Origin of the sequence: Actinoplanes sp. NPDC049548 (genome assembly GCF_040676695.1) — a bacterium.
In the GTDB taxonomy this organism is placed as follows: domain Bacteria; phylum Actinomycetota; class Actinomycetes; order Mycobacteriales; family Micromonosporaceae; genus Actinoplanes.
The window spans coordinates 24658-39287 of the sequence record NZ_JBFAPM010000022.1 but is presented as its reverse complement, the minus strand read 5'-3'; the positions used below and the strand labels follow the sequence as shown (position 1 = coordinate 39287).

Sequence of the window (14630 nt, the reverse complement as noted above, 5' to 3'; positions counted from 1 at the left end):
GCACCGGTCCGGATCACGCTCGGGTGGGTCTGTGGTCTGTTCAGTTTTGCGGTCATCGCGCGGGCCGGCAACATGGCGCCGCCACGCCGCGGGTCACCTTTGTCTCCGACCGCCCCGCTGGGCCGTCCCACTGGGCGTTCGCGCTGCTCGAGCACGGTTGCCGCGGCTCGGCGACCCACCCGATACATCCGAATGGGTGCTCGTTCACCGGTCGGGAACGATCTAGTCTTGCGATTACTTTTCGAAGATCCGGGGGAAGCCTGGTGGATCGGCAAGCGCCCGAGCGTCGCGTCACGCTGGCCGCAGTGGCGCGGGACGCGGGCGTCTCGGTGGCGACCGTGTCCAAGGTCGTGAACGGGCGAACGGACGTCGCGTCGGACACCCGAGCTCGCGTCGGTGAGCTGCTGACCCGGCACGGCTACGTCGCTCGCGGCGCCGGTGGCGTTCAGCCGATCACGCGTACGGTCGAGTTGCTGTTCGACGCCCTGCAGACACCGAACAACCTCGAGATCGCCCGGGGCGCCATCGAGGCCGCCGCCGTCGGGGATGTCGACGTGGTGGTCGGGATCGTCCCGGACGATCCTCTCGGCGCCGCCTGGACGCGACGCGTCTCGGCTGCCCGGCATGAAGGCGTCATCCTGGTCACCTCGGCGATGAGCGCACAGCAGTGGCAGCACTTCGTGGAGCGGGGCATCCCGGTCGTCGCGATCGACCCGGTCAACGTGCCGAGCCAGGATGTGCCCAGCGTCGGCGCCACCAACTTCACGGGCGGCATGGAAGCCGCTGCGCACCTGATCGACCTCGGTCATCGGCGGATCGGCCTGATCGAGGGGCCGCCCGAGGCGATGGTGAGCATCGCGCGTTCGCACGGATTCCGCGCCGCACTGGCGCGGGCAGGCCTGACCCCCGAGCCCGAGCTGATCCGCACCGCGGCGTTCACGTTCGATGCGGGTGTCGCCGCCGCCATGGAGATCTTGAGCCGGCGGAAGCCGCCGACCGCCGTGCTGACCTCGAGTGATCTGCAAGCCCTCGGGGTCGTCGAGGCGGCCCGCACCAGGGGCCTGCGCGTGCCGGAGGACCTCAGTGTTGTGGGGTTCGATGACATGCCGACGGCGTGCTGGTCCGCGCCGCCGTTGACAACAGTGCGGCAGCCTTTCGCCGAGATGGGGCGGGTCGCGATGCGCCGCCTGCTGCGCCGCATCGCCGGTGAGCAGCTCACGTCGCCGCGTATCGAGCTGGCGACCGAGATCGTGGTGCGTCGGTCGACTGCTCCGTACCGGTGAGTTCGAGATCTTTTCGAAATTTCTTCTGAACTTTTTCGAGAACTCGCGTTATTGCCATCCCTTCGGTGGTATGCGCCTGCGGAAGCCGACGCTGCCGACGCCCGGGGGTGCGCACGCAGCGGTGATTTCGGCGTGCGCGTTGACGACGAGGGAGCACCTCCATGAACGCCAAAAACCTGTCCCGGCGTGAATTTCTCGGAATGACGGCCGGAGTGGCCGGGACCGCGGCCCTGGCCGCCTGCGGCAGCTCGGGGCCGAGCAGGCAGACGAGCGGCGGCCCGGGCGTCGCCTCCTACTGGTCGCTGTCCGGGCCGCCCGGCGAACCGATCCGTCAGGCTGCGATCGACCGTTTCAACAGTACGAACCCGACCACCAAGATCAGTGCCACGTTCTTCCAGAACGACGCGTACAAGCAGAAGATCAAGACCGCGATCGGCGCGGGCCAGGGCCCGACGATGATCTGGGGCTGGGGCGGCGGAGGCCTCAAGACGTACGTGAGCGCCGATCAGGTGGAGGACCTGACCGGCTGGTTCGCCGACAACCCGGCGGTGAAGAACAAGATCTTCCCGGGGTCCTTCGGCGCGGCCACGGTCAACGACAAGATCTATGCGATGCCCGTCGAGACGGTGCAGCCGATCCTCCTCTTCTACAACAAGCGGGTCTTCGACAAGGTCGGTGCCCAGCCCCCGCGCTCATGGGGCGAGCTCATGGCGCTGGTGCCCAGGTTCAACGCCGCGAACATCGCGCCGATCTCGCTGGGTGGCCAGTCGCGCTGGACGAACATGATGTGGCTGGAGCTCCTGCTCGACCGCATCGGCGGCTCCCAGGTCTTCGACCGGGTCTTCGCCGGCGAGAAGAACGCCTGGTCCGACCCGGCCGTGCTGGACATGCTCACCAAGGTTCAGCAGCTCATCCAGGCCAACGGCTTCGTCAAGGGCTTCTCGTCGATCACCGCCGACTCGAACGCCGATCAGGCCCTGCTCTACACCGGCAAGGCCGCGATGATGCTGCACGGCTCGTGGTCGTACGGCATCCAGCAGGCGCAGGGCGGCGACTTCGTCAAGAGCGGCGGCCTGGCCTGGATGAGCTTCCCGCCGGTCGAGGGCGGCAAGGGCGACCCTTCCGACCAGGTCGGCAACCCGGGCCAGTACCTGTCGATCTCGTCCAAGGCGACCGACGCGGCGAAAGACGTCGCGAAGAAGTTCATGTCGACCACCCTGCTCGACAACCAGGAGGTCGCGGGCTGGATCAAGTCGGGTGGAGTGCCGATCATCAAGGGCAGCGACGCACAGCTGGGCACTTCGCCCGACGCGCAGTACCTGAAGTTCATCTATGACGTGTCGAGCAAGGCGAAAGTGTTCGCCCAATCCTGGGACCAGGCGTTGAGCCCGACCGCCGCGGAGACGCTGCTGGACAACATCGCCAAGCTGTTCCAGCTGCAGATCACCCCGCAGCAGTGGGTGGACAGCATGAACGGGGTCATCGGGAAATGACCACGCTCGCTCCCCCCGCCGTCTCCGTGAGGCAGCCGACCACCTCGCAGAGCGGACACCGCCGCTCCATCCTGTGGATGGCGCTGCCGGCGCTGCTGATGTTCCTGGCGTTCGGGGTCCTCCCGCTGTTCGGCGTGCTCGCCCTGAGCTTCACGACCTGGGACGGCATCGGCGCGATCGTGCCGTCCGGTCTGACCAGCTGGCGCGCCACACTGACCGATCCCGGGCTCCCCCACGCGTTGTGGGTCACCTTCGTGATCATGGTGTTGTCCTGGGTGGTGCAGACGCCACTGTCCATCCTCATCGGCGTGTTCACTGCCGCACACAAGCGCTACCGTGCCGTACTGGCGGTGCTCTACTTCATTCCACTCCTGCTGTCCTCGGCCGCCATCTCGATCACCTACAAGGCGCTGCTCGACCCGAACTTCGGGCTCGGCACCGGCCTGCACGTCCCGTGGCTCAACAAGGACTGGCTCGGCGACCCGACGCTCGCCATGGGTGTGCTGATCTTCGTGATCTCCTGGCAGTACATCCCGTTCCACTCCCTGATCTACCAGGGCGCCGTCCGGCAGATCCCGGTCAGCATGTACGAGGCCGCGCAGATCGACGGCGCCGGCCGGGCCCGGCAGTTCTGGAGCATCACGCTGCCGCAGCTCAAGTACACGATCATCACGTCCTCGACGCTCATGGTGGTCGGCTCGCTGACCTTCTTCGACCTGATCTACGTGCTGACCGCCGGCGGCCCCGGCGACGCCACCCGCGCCCTCGCGCTCGAGATGTACCAGGTCGGCTTCCAAGCCAACCTGATGGGCCCGGCCAGCGCCATCGCCGTCATCCTCGTCCTGGTCGGCCTGCTGCTGGCCCAGGTGCTGCGCCGCCTCGGGGGCAAGGGCGACGAGAGCCAGCTGGAAGGAGCCTGACATGGCGACCGTCTCGCACGCCGCGCCGGCCCGGCGCGGTGGCACGGCGGGCCGGATCCTGCGGCTCAACTGGATCGGCGGCTCCTTCGGCTGGATCTGGCTGCTGGTCGTGATGCTTCCGATCTACTGGATCGTCATCACCAGCCTCAAGACCCAGGCGAACTACTTCACCAGCAACCCCTTCGCCCCGCCGAGCGACCCGACGCTGGCCAGCTACCGTACGGTGCTCGAGAACCAGTTCGTCCAGTACTTCGTCAACAGCGTCATCGTCACGGTCGGCGCGATCGTCCCCGCCGTGGCGATCTCGTTCATGGCGGCGTACGCGATCGTCCGCGGCACCGGGGTCCGCCTGCTGCGCATGACCAACTCGCTGTTCCTGCTCGGCCTCGCGATCCCGCTGCAGGCCGTGATCATCCCGGTCTACCTGATCATCATCCGGCTCCAGCTGTACGACACGCTCCTGGCGATCATCCTGCCGTCGATCGCCTTCGCCATCCCGCTCTCGGTCCTCGTGCTGTCCAACTTCATCCGCGACGTTCCCAACGAGCTCTTCGAGTCCATGCGGGTGGACGGGGCGACGGAATGGACCACGCTGTGGCGGCTGGCCCTTCCCCTCACGCGGCCCGCTCTGGTCACCGTCACGATCTACAACGCGCTGGGCATCTGGAACGGCTTCCTGTTACCGCTGATCCTCACCCAGAGCCCCGGCAGGCGCACCATGCCGCTGGCGCTCTGGACGTTCCAGGGGCAGTTCGGCGTGGACGTGCCGGCCATCGCGGCCTCGGTCACGCTCACCACCCTCCCCATCCTGATCATGTACGCGGTCGGCCGCCGCCAGCTGCTCAGCGGGCTCACCGCCGGCTTCGGCAAGTAATGACAGAAGGGTCCTGAGGACATGACTACGCAGCTGCACGTGGCGACCACCGGATCCGACGACGCCGACGGCTCGGCGCAGCGGCCCCTGCGGACGATCAACCGGGCCGCGGCGCTCGCCCGGCCCGGAGACACCGTGGTCGTACACGCCGGCGAGTACCGGGAATGGGTGAAACCACGACGCGGCGGCCTGAGCGACGCCCGGCGCATCGTCTACACGGCCGCCGAGGGCGAGCACGTGACGATCAAGGGCTCCGAACGGGTCACCGGCTGGGTCGCCGACGGCGGGACGGTGTGGCGGGTGAGCGTACCGAATGCGCTGTTCGGCGATTTCAACCCGTACGCCGAGGAGCTCGACGGCGACTGGATCGTCTACGCCGAGAAGGCGCCTCGCAAGCACCTGGGCGACGTCTACCTCAACGGCCTGAGCTTCTACGAGGCCGGTTCGCGCGCCGAGGTCTCCGACCCGGAGAAGCGGACCGAGATCGTCGACAACTGGACCGGCGTCACCGATCGCGTCCGCAACCCGGAGCAGACGCAGCTCGTCTGGTATGCGGAGGTGGGCGACGAGGAGACCACGATCTGGGCCAACTTCCAAGGCGCCGACCCCAACGCCGAGCTCGTCGAGATCAACGTACGCCGGTCGGTGTTCTACCCCGCCGTGCCGCACCTCGACTACATCACCGTGCGCGGCTTCGAGCTGGCCCAGGCCGCCACCCCCTGGACACCGCCGACCGCCGACCAGCCCGGCCTGATCGGCCCGAACTGGGCCAAGGGCTGGGTCATCGAGGACAACGTCATCCACGACGCCAAGACCTCGGCCATCTCGATCGGCAAGGAGGCGTCGACCGGGCACAACTACGCCACCGAGCGCGGCGACAAACCCGGCTACCAGTACCAGCTCGAGTCGGTCTTCCTGGCCCGGCAGATCGGCTGGGACTCCGAGCACATCGGCTCGCACATCATCCGCCGCAACACCATCTCCGACTGCGGGCAGAACGGCATCGTCGGCCACCTCGGCTGCGTGTTCTCCACCATCGAGGACAACCACATCTTCAACATCGCGCTCAAAAGAGAGTTCTACGGGTACGAGATCGGCGGCATCAAGCTGCACGCGGCGATCGACGTGGTGATCCGGCACAACCGCATCCACGACTGCTCGCTCGGCACCTGGCTCGACTGGCAGACGCAGGGCACGCGGGTCAGTCGTAACCTCTACCACGACAACCAGCGCGACCTGTTCATCGAGGTCAGCCACGGCCCGTACCTCGTGGACCACAACGTGCTGGCCTCGCCGGCGTCGGTGGAGCTGTGGAGCCAGGGCGGCGCCTTCGTCAACAACCTGATCCTCGGCACCGTGCGGGTCGAGCCGGTGATGGACCGGGCCACCCCGTACCACCGCCCGCACAGCACCCAGGTCGCCGGCTACGCGTTCATCGTCGGCGGTGACGACCGGTGGATCGGCAACCTCTTCGTCGGAGGAGATCCGGCGACGGCGTACGCCGCCAAGCCGGAAGGCGCCGCCGCGGCGCACGCGGGCACCGCCGGCTACGACGGCTACCCGGCCTCGTTCGACGAGTACCTGCGACGCATCGACGAGCAGCCGCCGGGTGACCATCAGCGCTTCCTCAACGTCAGGCAGGCCGTCTATGCCCGGCGCAACGTCTATGCCGGCGGCGCCCGGCCGTTCGCCGGCGAGCAGGACCCGGTCACCCTGGGCGGCGCCTCGGCCTCGCTCGTCGACGAGGGCGACGCGGTGTACCTGGTGACCGACCTGCCGGAGGGCTTCGACGGCGCCGGTACCCCGGCGGTCGGCGGTCGTGATCTCGAGCGGGTCCGCTTCGCCGACGCCGAGTTCGAGGAGCCCGACGGCAGCCCCGCCGTCATCGACACCGACCTGACCGGCGCCCGCAAGGACCCCGGGCAGGCGTACGCGGCGGGCCCGCTCGCCGGCCTCACCGCGGGAAGCACCCGCACCCCTATCTGGTGACACCGCCTACCTGGGAGGCACCCATGACGCCCCGGCCCACACGCGAGGACAAATTCAGCTTCGGACTCTGGACGGTCGGATGGCAGGCCCGTGACCTGTTCGGCGAGGCCACCCGCCCGGTCCTGGCCGCCGTGGAAGCGGTACACAAGCTGGCGGAGATCGGCGCCTACGGCATCACCTTCCACGACGACGACCTGATCCCGCCGGGCAGCGACAGCAGCGACCGTCAGCGGATCATCGACGAGTTCAAGGCCGCGCTGGCCCAAACCGGCCTCGAGGTCCCCATGGTCACCACGAACCTGTTCGGCGACCCCGTTTTCAAGGACGGCGGCTTCACGAGCAACGACCGGTCGGTCCGGCGGTACGCCCTCCGGAAGGTCATGCGGAACATGGACCTGGCCGCCGAACTCGGTGCGCACATCTACGTGTTCTGGGGAGGCCGGGAAGGCTCCGAGGTCGACTTCGCCAAGGACGTACGGGCGGCACTGGACCGTTACCGCGAGGCCATCGACCTGCTCGCGCAGTACTCCATCGACCGCGGCTACGGCCTGCGGTTCGCCATCGAGCCCAAGCCTAACGAGCCACGCGGCGACATCCTGCTGCCCTCGATCGGGCACGCCCTCGCGTTCATCAACCAGCTCGAGCACAAGGACATGGTCGGCATCAACCCGGAGACCGGGCATGAACAGATGGCGACACTGAACTACACCCACGGCATCGCCCAGGCGCTGTGGGAGGGAAAGCTGTTCCACATCGACCTCAACGGGCAGAAAGGGCCCCGGTACGACCAGGACCAGGTGTTCGGGTACGGCGACCTCATCCAGGCCTTCTCCACGGTCGACCTGCTGGAGAACGGCGCCCCCGGCGGCGGCCCTGTCTACGACGGTGACCGCCACTTCGACTACAAGCCGCTGCGTACCGAGGACATGGACGGCGTCTGGGCGTCCGCACGGGCCAACATGGAGCTGTACCTGACGCTGCGCGAGCGCGCGCGGGCGTTCCGGGCCGATCCCGAGGTGCAGGAGGCCATGACGGCCGCCGGCGTGGCCGAGCTGAGCCGGCCCACTCTGGACGAGGGAGAGACGCACGAGAAGCTCCTGTCGGACCGGGCGGCCTTCGAGGACTACGACCTGGAGGCCGCGCGCACAAAGGGCTACGGCTTCGCCGAACTGCAGCGGCTCGCGATGGAACACCTGCTCGCGGTGCGCTGACCACGCCTGACCCCGCAGAGATCGAGCAGGTGCATCAGGCATCACGACGGGTGAAGAGAACTGCGGCGACCCCGAGCAGCAGCGCGGTCCAGCCGGCGAAGACCGCCATCCCTTGCCACGGGCCGAGGACCGCGTCGGTTCCCGGGCTCGCCGCGAGAATGAGCTGCCCGGCGTTGGTCGGCATCCAGGCGTCGACCCGCCGTCCCCAAGACCCGGGCAGCAGCGCCGTCAGCTCGGACAGCACCAGCATCAGGCCGAGCACGGCGGTGATCGCCCCAGCCGTGTGCCGCACCACGGCACCCGCCGCGAGCGAGAAGAGGCCGAGTACGGCGAGATAGAGACCGGCGCCGACCAGCGCGCGGAGCACCCCGGGGTCGTCGAGCCGAACCGGGATGTGCTGGTCGATGACCGGTCGTCCGACCAGACAGGCGAGGAAGCTCAACGTCTCCCCGACGGTCAGCATGAACACGCCGAACACCAACGCCTTGGCGGTCAGTACCGTGAGGCGCCGAGGCTGTGCCTGCAATGTCGAGCGGATCATGCCGGTGGTGTACTCCGCCGACATCACCATGACCCCGAGAACCGCGACGACGATCTGAGCGATGGAGACCGGCCGCGCCAGGATGAGGTCGAGCGGCTGGCCGGCGAGTGCCGCCCGGTCCCGCGGTTCAAGGTCGTCCCAGTTGCGGACGACCGCCCAGGCGATCACGGACATCAGCCCGACCGAGATGGCACTCATCGCCGCCACCGACCAGCGTGTGGACCGTACGGATCGCAGTTTGGTCCACTCGGAGCGGATCGCACCGGCAAGCCCGGCTCGGCGGCCGCGCGTCGTGCCAGGGCCGGTCATCGCAAGCCTCCGGAGACCTCGGTGGGATCGGACGCGTGGTACTCGACGGTGTCCTTGGTGAGCTCCATGAAGGCCTGCTCCAACGACGCCCGGATCGTGGACAGCTCGTGCAGGGGGACGCGATGGCGGCAGGCCAGGTCGCCGATCCGCGCCATCGGAAGACCGGTGACCGACAGCGTGCCGTCCCCGTCTCGCGTAGCAGCACCCCCGGCCCCGGTAACCAGCGCGGCGAAGTCCGCGGGGAAAGGTGTACGGACCCGTACGACCGTGCGACAGTGCCGGTCGATGAACGCCGTCATGCTGCAGTCGGCGATGAGCCGACCCCGGCCTATCACCAGCAGATGGTCCGCGGTGTTCTGCATTTCCGCCATCACGTGACTGGACACGAACACTGTGCGGCCCTCGGTGGCCAGCCGGCGCATCAGATCGCGGATCCACCGGATGCCCTCCGGATCGAGGCCGTTGATCGGCTCATCGAACATCAGCACCCCGGGATCGCCGAGCAACGCAGCCGCTATGCCGAGGCGTTGGCCCATGCCCAGGGACAGTCCGTGAGCCCGCTTGCCGGCGACATCCCCGAGGCCGACCGAGTCGAGCACCTCGTGCACGCGCCGGCGCGGGATGTCGTTGGTCTGTGCCAGGCACAGCAGGTGGTGGTAGACGGTGCGGCCACCGTGTACGGCTTTCGCATCGAGCAGCGCCCCGACCTCGCGCATCGGGTACGCCGAGCGAGCGAAGGGCCGCCCGTTGACGGCTACCGTGCCGCTGGTCGGTGCGTCAAGGCCGAGGACGAGGCGCATCGTGGTGGACTTGCCGGCACCGTTCGGGCCGAGGAAACCCGTCACCCGCCCCGGCTGAACCGTGAACGACAGCCGGTCCACGGCGACGCGGTCCCGATAGCGCTTGGTGAGCTCGGTTGCTTGGATCATCGTGGGCTCCGGCGGACGATGGCGGCGCCCTCACTCGGGGCAGGGCACGCTTTCAGTGGAGCGGTGGCGTGGTGTACGAACGCCGGTGGCAGGTTGCGCCAGACCGGGGCACTCGGCCGTACGACGGCGAACCGGCGCCGAAGGTCCCGGGTGAACCGGTGCGCCGGCGGGGTCCAAGCGGCGTGCAGGTAGGCGAACGTGGTGAACCGTCCGGTGGGCGACAGCACGTCGACCACGGCGTCCAGCACCGCGCGGCTGGTTCTGTGCGGCATCACGGTCCATGGCAGGCCGGACACGACCGCGTCGACCGGAGCGTCGACGAGGTCGGCAAGATCGGCGGCCGAGGCATGCACGATCTCCACCGGTCGCCCACGGAACCGTCGCTGCAGCTCCTTGACCAGGTGCGAGTTGATCTCGACGGCGACGAGCCGGCCGTGCGACGGCAACCGGTCCAGGACGGCTTCGGTGAAGGCGCCGGTGCCCGGGCCCAGTTCCACCACTGTGCGAGCTTCGCCGAGCCGCAACTCGCTCGTCATCGCGCGAGCCAGGACCGGCGAGCTGGCGGCGATCGCCCCCGTCAGAACGGGGTGCGCCAAGAACTGCTTGAAGATCGACATGCAGTGACGCTATGAGCGGCCGCTGTCGTCGGGCGTCGTCCCTCGAGACCGTGGTCCTCCTCCCACCGGAGGACAGGGCACTGACGGGTACGCCGACGCCGTTCCGACCGTGCGTCCGTACCGTGGGCGGGTGTATCGAATTCCCCGCGTGATTCGTGCTCACCACCGAGCCGTCGACGTTCTCGTGATCACGTTGCTCAGCGCGTCGATTCTCGTCGACCCGCCGGCGGGACGCGGCGCATGGGTGCAGGCCGTCGCCCTGGCCGGGCTGACGCTGCCGTTGCTGTGGCGTCGTCGTCATCCCGTGGTGATGACCGCGGTCGTGGTGACCGCCGCCTGGGTGGCGCTGCTCGGCCAGGTCTGGCAGCAGCGGTTGCCGTTGGCCCATCTTGCTCTCGAGATCATGCTGTACACGCTCGTGGTACGCGGCAGGCGTCGGCCGGCAGCGGTCGCCGCCGCGGCCACCGTCGGGTTCGGCGCCGTGTGGGCGTCGATGTGGTACGCAGGCGCGGAAGTCAGCTGGGGCATCGTGGGCTCCGTGCTCTCTGTGGCCACGGCGTGGCTGCTCGCCGAATACCTTCGGGCACGGCGCGCCTACCTCGACGAGGTGGAACGCCGGGCCCGGCTCGCCGACTCCGAGCGCGACGCTCTGGCACGCGCGGCGGTCGCCGAGGAACGCGCCCACATCGCCCGGGAGCTGCACGACACGCTCGCCCACACCATCGGTGTGATGGTGGTCAATGCCGAAGGCGCCCTGCTCATGCGGCATCAGGATCCGGCCGTCGTGCAACGCACGCTGGAGATCGTCAGCAGTACCGGCCGGACGGCGCTGGTCGAGCTGCGCCGGCTCCTGGCCGTTCTGGACGCCTCGGATCCGCTACCGGGTTCTGCGGTCTCCGAGGACGACCTGCGCCAGTTGGTGGACCGAGCCGGCTCCGCGGGCACGACGAGCGTTCTGCACCTCAGCGGCACCAGTGACGCCCTGCCCGCCAGTGCCATGGCGCAGGTGTACCGGATAACCCAGGAGGCGCTGACCAACGTGGTCAAGCACGCGGGCCCGGACGCTGCCGTCGACGTCACCATCGATCTCGGTCGCCCCGCGCGCCGGCGTACCGTCCGGGTTGACGTCTGCAATACCGGAGCAGACCGCGACGGGCCGGCTCCCCCGTTGCCATCCTCCGGGCGCGGGCTCAAGGGCGTCGGCGAACGGGTCGCCTTGTTCGGTGGCACACTGCACGCGGGTGCCACGCCCGGCGGCGGCTTCAGGCTGACGGCCACGCTGCCGATCGACGGTGAGCTCTCAGGCCTTTCTCAGTCCGATCCGGCCACCATGGGCTGATGCCGGAACCACCGCCTGCCCGGGTGCTCATCTGCGACGACCAGGAGCTGATGCGGGTGGGCTTGCGCATGGTGGTGGACAGCCAGCCCGACCTGACGGTCGTCGGGGAGGCCGCCGACGGTGTGGCCGCGATCGAGAAAGCCACCGCGCTGCGGCCGGACGTCATGCTGCTCGACGTACGCATGCCACGGCTCCACGGCGTCGCGGTCGCGGAACATGTCTGCACCACCCTGCCCGGCATCCACGTCCTGATGATCACCACGTTCGACCTCGACGAGTACGCGTTCGCCGCCCTGCGCGCGGGTGCGGCCGGCTTCCTGGTGAAGGACGCCCCGGCCGCGGAGATGCTGGTGGCGATCCGCGGTGTGCTGCGCGGTGATGCGATGGTCTCACCATCGTTCACTCGCAGACTCCTCGACCGGTTCGTCACCGGTACGGCCCCCGCCCCGCCGGACCCGCGTCTCGACGTCCTGACCGAGCGGGAACGGGAAGTGCTCGGCCTGCTCGCCGAGGGCCTGACCAACGCCGAGATCGCCGGTCGCCTCTTCCTCGGGGAGACGACCGTCAAGACCCACGTCGGCCGGATCCTGGCCAAGCTGGACCTGCGCGACCGGGTCGGCGCCGTCGTCTTCGCCTACCGCACCGGACTCGCGCGCGCGAGCTGATCACTCGGGATGCCACACACGGCGACCATCCTTGCGGGATGAAGTCGCGCCGCCCCGGATGCCGCACCATCTGAAGCCGGGCCGCCGGCCGGACGGCGGCCCCCGGAAGGCGGGCGCGGTGCCGGCACGGCGGGTTCTCGTTCTGCTCCCGGCGCTCGTCGTGACCTGGCTCGCGACGGCGCCGGCATCCGCCGCCGCGTTCGGCACGATCGACGGCGGCGGCCAGCACCGCGAACACGAGCGCATCACGCGGGCCGCCCTCGCCTGCACCGGCGACGCCGGCGACCGGTCCGCCTGCTTCGAACCACGGTCCGCCGACTACCTCGCCGGCCACGACCACGCGTTCGGTGCCGTCGGCGCGCCGGACAGCGACGAGATGACCGACCCCGCCGCCCACTGCGACGGCGCCGACTTCATCGCCGGCGACTACCCGCGTACACGCGAGGCAGCGACCGAGGCGCTGCGGGACTGCGTGACTCAGATGCGTACTCGGTTGCGCGAAGCCGTGGACCGCGCGGCGCGCCTTCTCGACGACGAGGGCGTCGTGATCGCCGACGAGGTCGACCTGGGCACCGAGTGCAGCGCGCAGGAGCGGACGGATGAGCGTGCCAAGTGCGCCTCCCTCGGCGCGTTCGGCCGGGTCCTGCACGGCGTCCAGGACTTCTACTCGCACAGCAACTGGTCCGACGAGGCCGACCCGTCGCGTCCGGTCGGGGAGCAGAACCCGCCGGGCCTGAACCACCAGGGCGTGAGCCCCGTGCTCGACCTACGCGCCCGAACCGAACCTGACGTGCCGGAAAACTTGACGACCGGCTGTTACGTAGTGCAGGACCGCGTGCCCGGCGTGGGCCCGTGCCAGTCCCGCGTCACGCACGCCGCACTCAACAAGGACCGAGGCCTGATCGACCCGGCGACCGGGAAGACGGCCGGCCCGACGACACCGCGCGGAGCCGTCGGCGGCAACTTCGCGAAGGCGGTGGCCGGCGCCGTCGCGGACAGCCGCAGGCAGTGGCGCGACCTCCGCCAGGAGCTGACCGCCCGATACGGCCGCGACCGCGGCGCCCGCATGGCGTGCGCACTGTCCCACGACGACCCGGTGACCGACTGCCGCCCGGCACGGGCCGGCCGGGTCGCGGTCATCATCCTGACCGGCGCGGCGATCCTGGCGGTGGCGATGGTCGTCCGCCGCCGAACAGATTGAGGAGGGCGACATGCAGGACGGTACGAACGCGGCGCGGCGCTTCCAGATGCGCCAGAAGCTGGTGTCCATCGGCGACGACTACTGGATCGAGGACGAGGACGGCCGCAAGGTCTACAAGATCGACGGCAAGGCGATGCGCATCCGCGACACCCTGGTGCTCGAGGACGCCGACGGCCACGCCGTCCTGAAGATCCAGCAGAGAATGGCGCGCCTCCACAAGACCATGACCATCGACGACTCCGACGGCCGGACGGTCGCCACGGTGAAGAAGGCGCACCTGACCCCGCTGCGCGACCGCTGGGTGGTGCACATGGAGCACGGTCCCGGGATGGACGTGACCGGCGACATCATCGATCACGAGTACACGATCGCCCGGGCAGGCCGTGAGGTGGCGGTGGTGACGAAACGCTGGTTACGGATGCGGGACACGTACACGGTCGACGTCGCGGGCGGCGAGGATCCGGCGCTGGTGCTGGCGGTGGTCGCGGTGGTCGACCACATGGCCCACGACTGACAGGGCGCCGCTACATCTGATGCTCTTGTGATCAGAGTGGCTCCAGGTGACATCCCGAACCTCACGACGCCGGGCGGTCGCGACAAAGCGCCCGTGCGGTACACCATGTTCGCGTAATGATGTGACGATGACTGCGCTGCCGTTGCCGCCCGACGTCGTCTATCACTACACGAACACGGCCGGGCTCTTCGGAATCCTCACCAGCGGGCAACTCCATCTCGACGACGTCGCAGAGGCCGGCACCGTCTATGCCGCTCATTTCTGCGAAGAGGGCGACCTCCTGAGTCGGTGGCTGGAGTACGACGACGAGGGAGGGTACGCGCTCGGATTTCGCAGTGGCGCCTTCCAGCAGCTGCAGGCGTGTGAAGGGACGATCCTGAAGCCCTCCTCCGTCCGTGAGGAGCGAGAGTGGAGGCTGGCGATCGACACCTCGGTGTGCGATGACGATCACGCGCCCTATCGCACAGTGCGGTTCAGGATAGACGGGGTCGCGTCGGTCACCGTCGGCCCGGGCCGGTACCCGAAGATGCGCCTGGCGGCCGTCAGGCGGCTCCTGGACAAGCTTGGTATGTCTTACGTCGAAGTCCGGAGGTCGGCAGTGCCCTTTCGCGCCCGCTTCCGCGAGACCACCGCCACCGACCGCGATCACCTCCCGGCGATGGATCCCCTCCTGGCGACGGATCACTTCGGGCGGCTGCGTGCACACCCGAGTGCTGCGCGTCAGCCCGCAGCAGTGAGGTAGGCG

14 protein-coding genes are annotated in these 14630 nt (G+C 69.0%); 11 read left to right on the top strand and 3 right to left on the bottom strand.

Annotated elements, in window-relative coordinates; all coding sequences use genetic code 11:
- The first annotated feature begins 23 nt into the window (after nt 1–23).
- From AB0J80_RS31940 to xylA, 6 genes are all read left to right on the top strand, one after another.
- Complete coding sequence (locus AB0J80_RS31940; RefSeq protein ID WP_364712438.1) at nt 24–1283, top strand: substrate-binding domain-containing protein; 1260 nt, start codon at nt 24–26, stop codon at nt 1281–1283.
- A 161-nt stretch (nt 1284–1444) separates the two neighbouring features.
- The gene (locus AB0J80_RS31935; RefSeq protein WP_364712435.1) at nt 1445–2776 is read left to right on the top strand and encodes a substrate-binding domain-containing protein; all 1332 of its coding nucleotides are present in this window, start codon (nt 1445–1447) and stop codon (nt 2774–2776) included.
- Entirely contained in the window at nt 2773–3696 is a 924-nt protein-coding gene (locus AB0J80_RS31930; protein WP_364712432.1) for a sugar ABC transporter permease, read from the top strand. The genes AB0J80_RS31935 and AB0J80_RS31930 overlap by 4 nt, the downstream gene beginning before the upstream one ends.
- Nucleotide 3697: 1 nt before the next feature.
- Entirely contained in the window at nt 3698–4570 is an 873-nt protein-coding gene (locus tag AB0J80_RS31925; RefSeq protein WP_364712429.1) for a carbohydrate ABC transporter permease, read from the top strand.
- A gap of 21 nt (nt 4571–4591) precedes the next feature.
- Nucleotides 4592–6559 (top strand): right-handed parallel beta-helix repeat-containing protein, encoded by a 1968-nt coding sequence (locus tag AB0J80_RS31920; RefSeq protein WP_364712426.1) that lies wholly within the window; start codon nt 4592–4594, stop codon nt 6557–6559.
- A 23-nt stretch (nt 6560–6582) separates the two neighbouring features.
- The gene (gene xylA / locus AB0J80_RS31915; protein ID WP_364712424.1) at nt 6583–7770 is read left to right on the top strand and encodes a xylose isomerase; all 1188 of its coding nucleotides are present in this window, start codon (nt 6583–6585) and stop codon (nt 7768–7770) included.
- 34 nt (nt 7771–7804) lie between these two features.
- Here the strand turns inward: xylA and AB0J80_RS31910 are convergent, their stop codons facing one another.
- From AB0J80_RS31910 to AB0J80_RS31900, 3 genes are all read right to left on the bottom strand, one after another.
- Nucleotides 7805–8509, bottom strand: coding sequence for an ABC transporter permease (locus tag AB0J80_RS31910; protein ID WP_364712421.1), 705 nt, complete (start codon nt 8507–8509; stop codon nt 7805–7807).
- Nucleotides 8510–8616: 107 nt separating this feature from the next.
- Nucleotides 8617–9549: an ATP-binding cassette domain-containing protein gene (locus AB0J80_RS31905; RefSeq protein ID WP_364712418.1), complete on the bottom strand. Its 933-nt coding sequence runs from the start codon at nt 9547–9549 to the stop codon at nt 8617–8619.
- Nucleotides 9546–10166 (bottom strand): methyltransferase domain-containing protein, encoded by a 621-nt coding sequence (locus AB0J80_RS31900; RefSeq protein WP_364712415.1) that lies wholly within the window; start codon nt 10164–10166, stop codon nt 9546–9548. Before AB0J80_RS31900 ends, AB0J80_RS31905 begins: the two co-directional genes overlap by 4 nt.
- A 148-nt stretch (nt 10167–10314) precedes the next feature.
- On the opposite strand from AB0J80_RS31900, the gene AB0J80_RS31895 reads away from it, so the two are divergent.
- The 5 genes from AB0J80_RS31895 to AB0J80_RS31875 all read left to right on the top strand — a co-directional run bounded on the left by AB0J80_RS31895 (nt 10315) and on the right by AB0J80_RS31875 (nt 14627).
- Nucleotides 10315–11505 (top strand): histidine kinase, encoded by a 1191-nt coding sequence (locus AB0J80_RS31895; protein WP_364712412.1) that lies wholly within the window; start codon nt 10315–10317, stop codon nt 11503–11505.
- On the top strand, nt 11505–12170 hold the full coding sequence (locus AB0J80_RS31890) for a response regulator transcription factor (protein WP_364712409.1): 666 nt from the start codon (nt 11505–11507) through the stop codon (nt 12168–12170). The genes AB0J80_RS31895 and AB0J80_RS31890 overlap by 1 nt, the downstream gene beginning before the upstream one ends.
- Nucleotides 12171–12228: 58 nt before the next feature.
- On the top strand, nt 12229–13371 hold the full coding sequence (locus tag AB0J80_RS31885; protein ID WP_364712407.1) for a CinY protein: 1143 nt from the start codon (nt 12229–12231) through the stop codon (nt 13369–13371).
- A gap of 10 nt (nt 13372–13381) precedes the next feature.
- Entirely contained in the window at nt 13382–13885 is a 504-nt protein-coding gene (locus AB0J80_RS31880; protein WP_364712404.1) for an LURP-one-related family protein, read from the top strand.
- A 127-nt stretch (nt 13886–14012) separates the two neighbouring features.
- Nucleotides 14013–14627 carry a hypothetical protein gene (locus AB0J80_RS31875; RefSeq protein WP_364712402.1) on the top strand — a complete coding sequence of 205 codons (615 nt, stop codon included), beginning with the start codon at nt 14013–14015 and terminating at the stop codon, nt 14625–14627.
- The last annotated feature ends 3 nt before the right edge of the window (nt 14628–14630 follow it).

What these genes read in the sequence shown, in the direction of transcription:
- AB0J80_RS31935 (WP_364712435.1), top strand. Translation starts at nt 1,445, where the DNA reads ATGAACGCCAAAAACCTGTCCCGGCGTGAATTTCTCGGAATGACGGCC.
- AB0J80_RS31930 (WP_364712432.1), top strand. Translation starts at nt 2,773, where the DNA reads ATGACCACGCTCGCTCCCCCCGCCGTCTCCGTGAGGCAGCCGACCACC.
- AB0J80_RS31925 (WP_364712429.1), top strand. Translation starts at nt 3,698, where the DNA reads ATGGCGACCGTCTCGCACGCCGCGCCGGCCCGGCGCGGTGGCACGGCG.
- AB0J80_RS31920 (WP_364712426.1), top strand. Translation starts at nt 4,592, where the DNA reads ATGACTACGCAGCTGCACGTGGCGACCACCGGATCCGACGACGCCGAC.
- xylA (WP_364712424.1), top strand. Translation starts at nt 6,583, where the DNA reads ATGACGCCCCGGCCCACACGCGAGGACAAATTCAGCTTCGGACTCTGG.
- AB0J80_RS31910 (WP_364712421.1), bottom strand. Translation starts at nt 8,509, where the DNA reads ATGAGTGCCATCTCGGTCGGGCTGATGTCCGTGATCGCCTGGGCGGTC.
- AB0J80_RS31905 (WP_364712418.1), bottom strand. Translation starts at nt 9,549, where the DNA reads ATGATCCAAGCAACCGAGCTCACCAAGCGCTATCGGGACCGCGTCGCC.
- AB0J80_RS31900 (WP_364712415.1), bottom strand. Translation starts at nt 10,166, where the DNA reads ATGTCGATCTTCAAGCAGTTCTTGGCGCACCCCGTTCTGACGGGGGCG.
- AB0J80_RS31890 (WP_364712409.1), top strand. Translation starts at nt 11,505, where the DNA reads ATGCCGGAACCACCGCCTGCCCGGGTGCTCATCTGCGACGACCAGGAG.
- AB0J80_RS31885 (WP_364712407.1), top strand. Translation starts at nt 12,229, where the DNA reads ATGCCGCACCATCTGAAGCCGGGCCGCCGGCCGGACGGCGGCCCCCGG.
- AB0J80_RS31880 (WP_364712404.1), top strand. Translation starts at nt 13,382, where the DNA reads ATGCAGGACGGTACGAACGCGGCGCGGCGCTTCCAGATGCGCCAGAAG.
- AB0J80_RS31875 (WP_364712402.1), top strand. Translation starts at nt 14,013, where the DNA reads ATGACTGCGCTGCCGTTGCCGCCCGACGTCGTCTATCACTACACGAAC.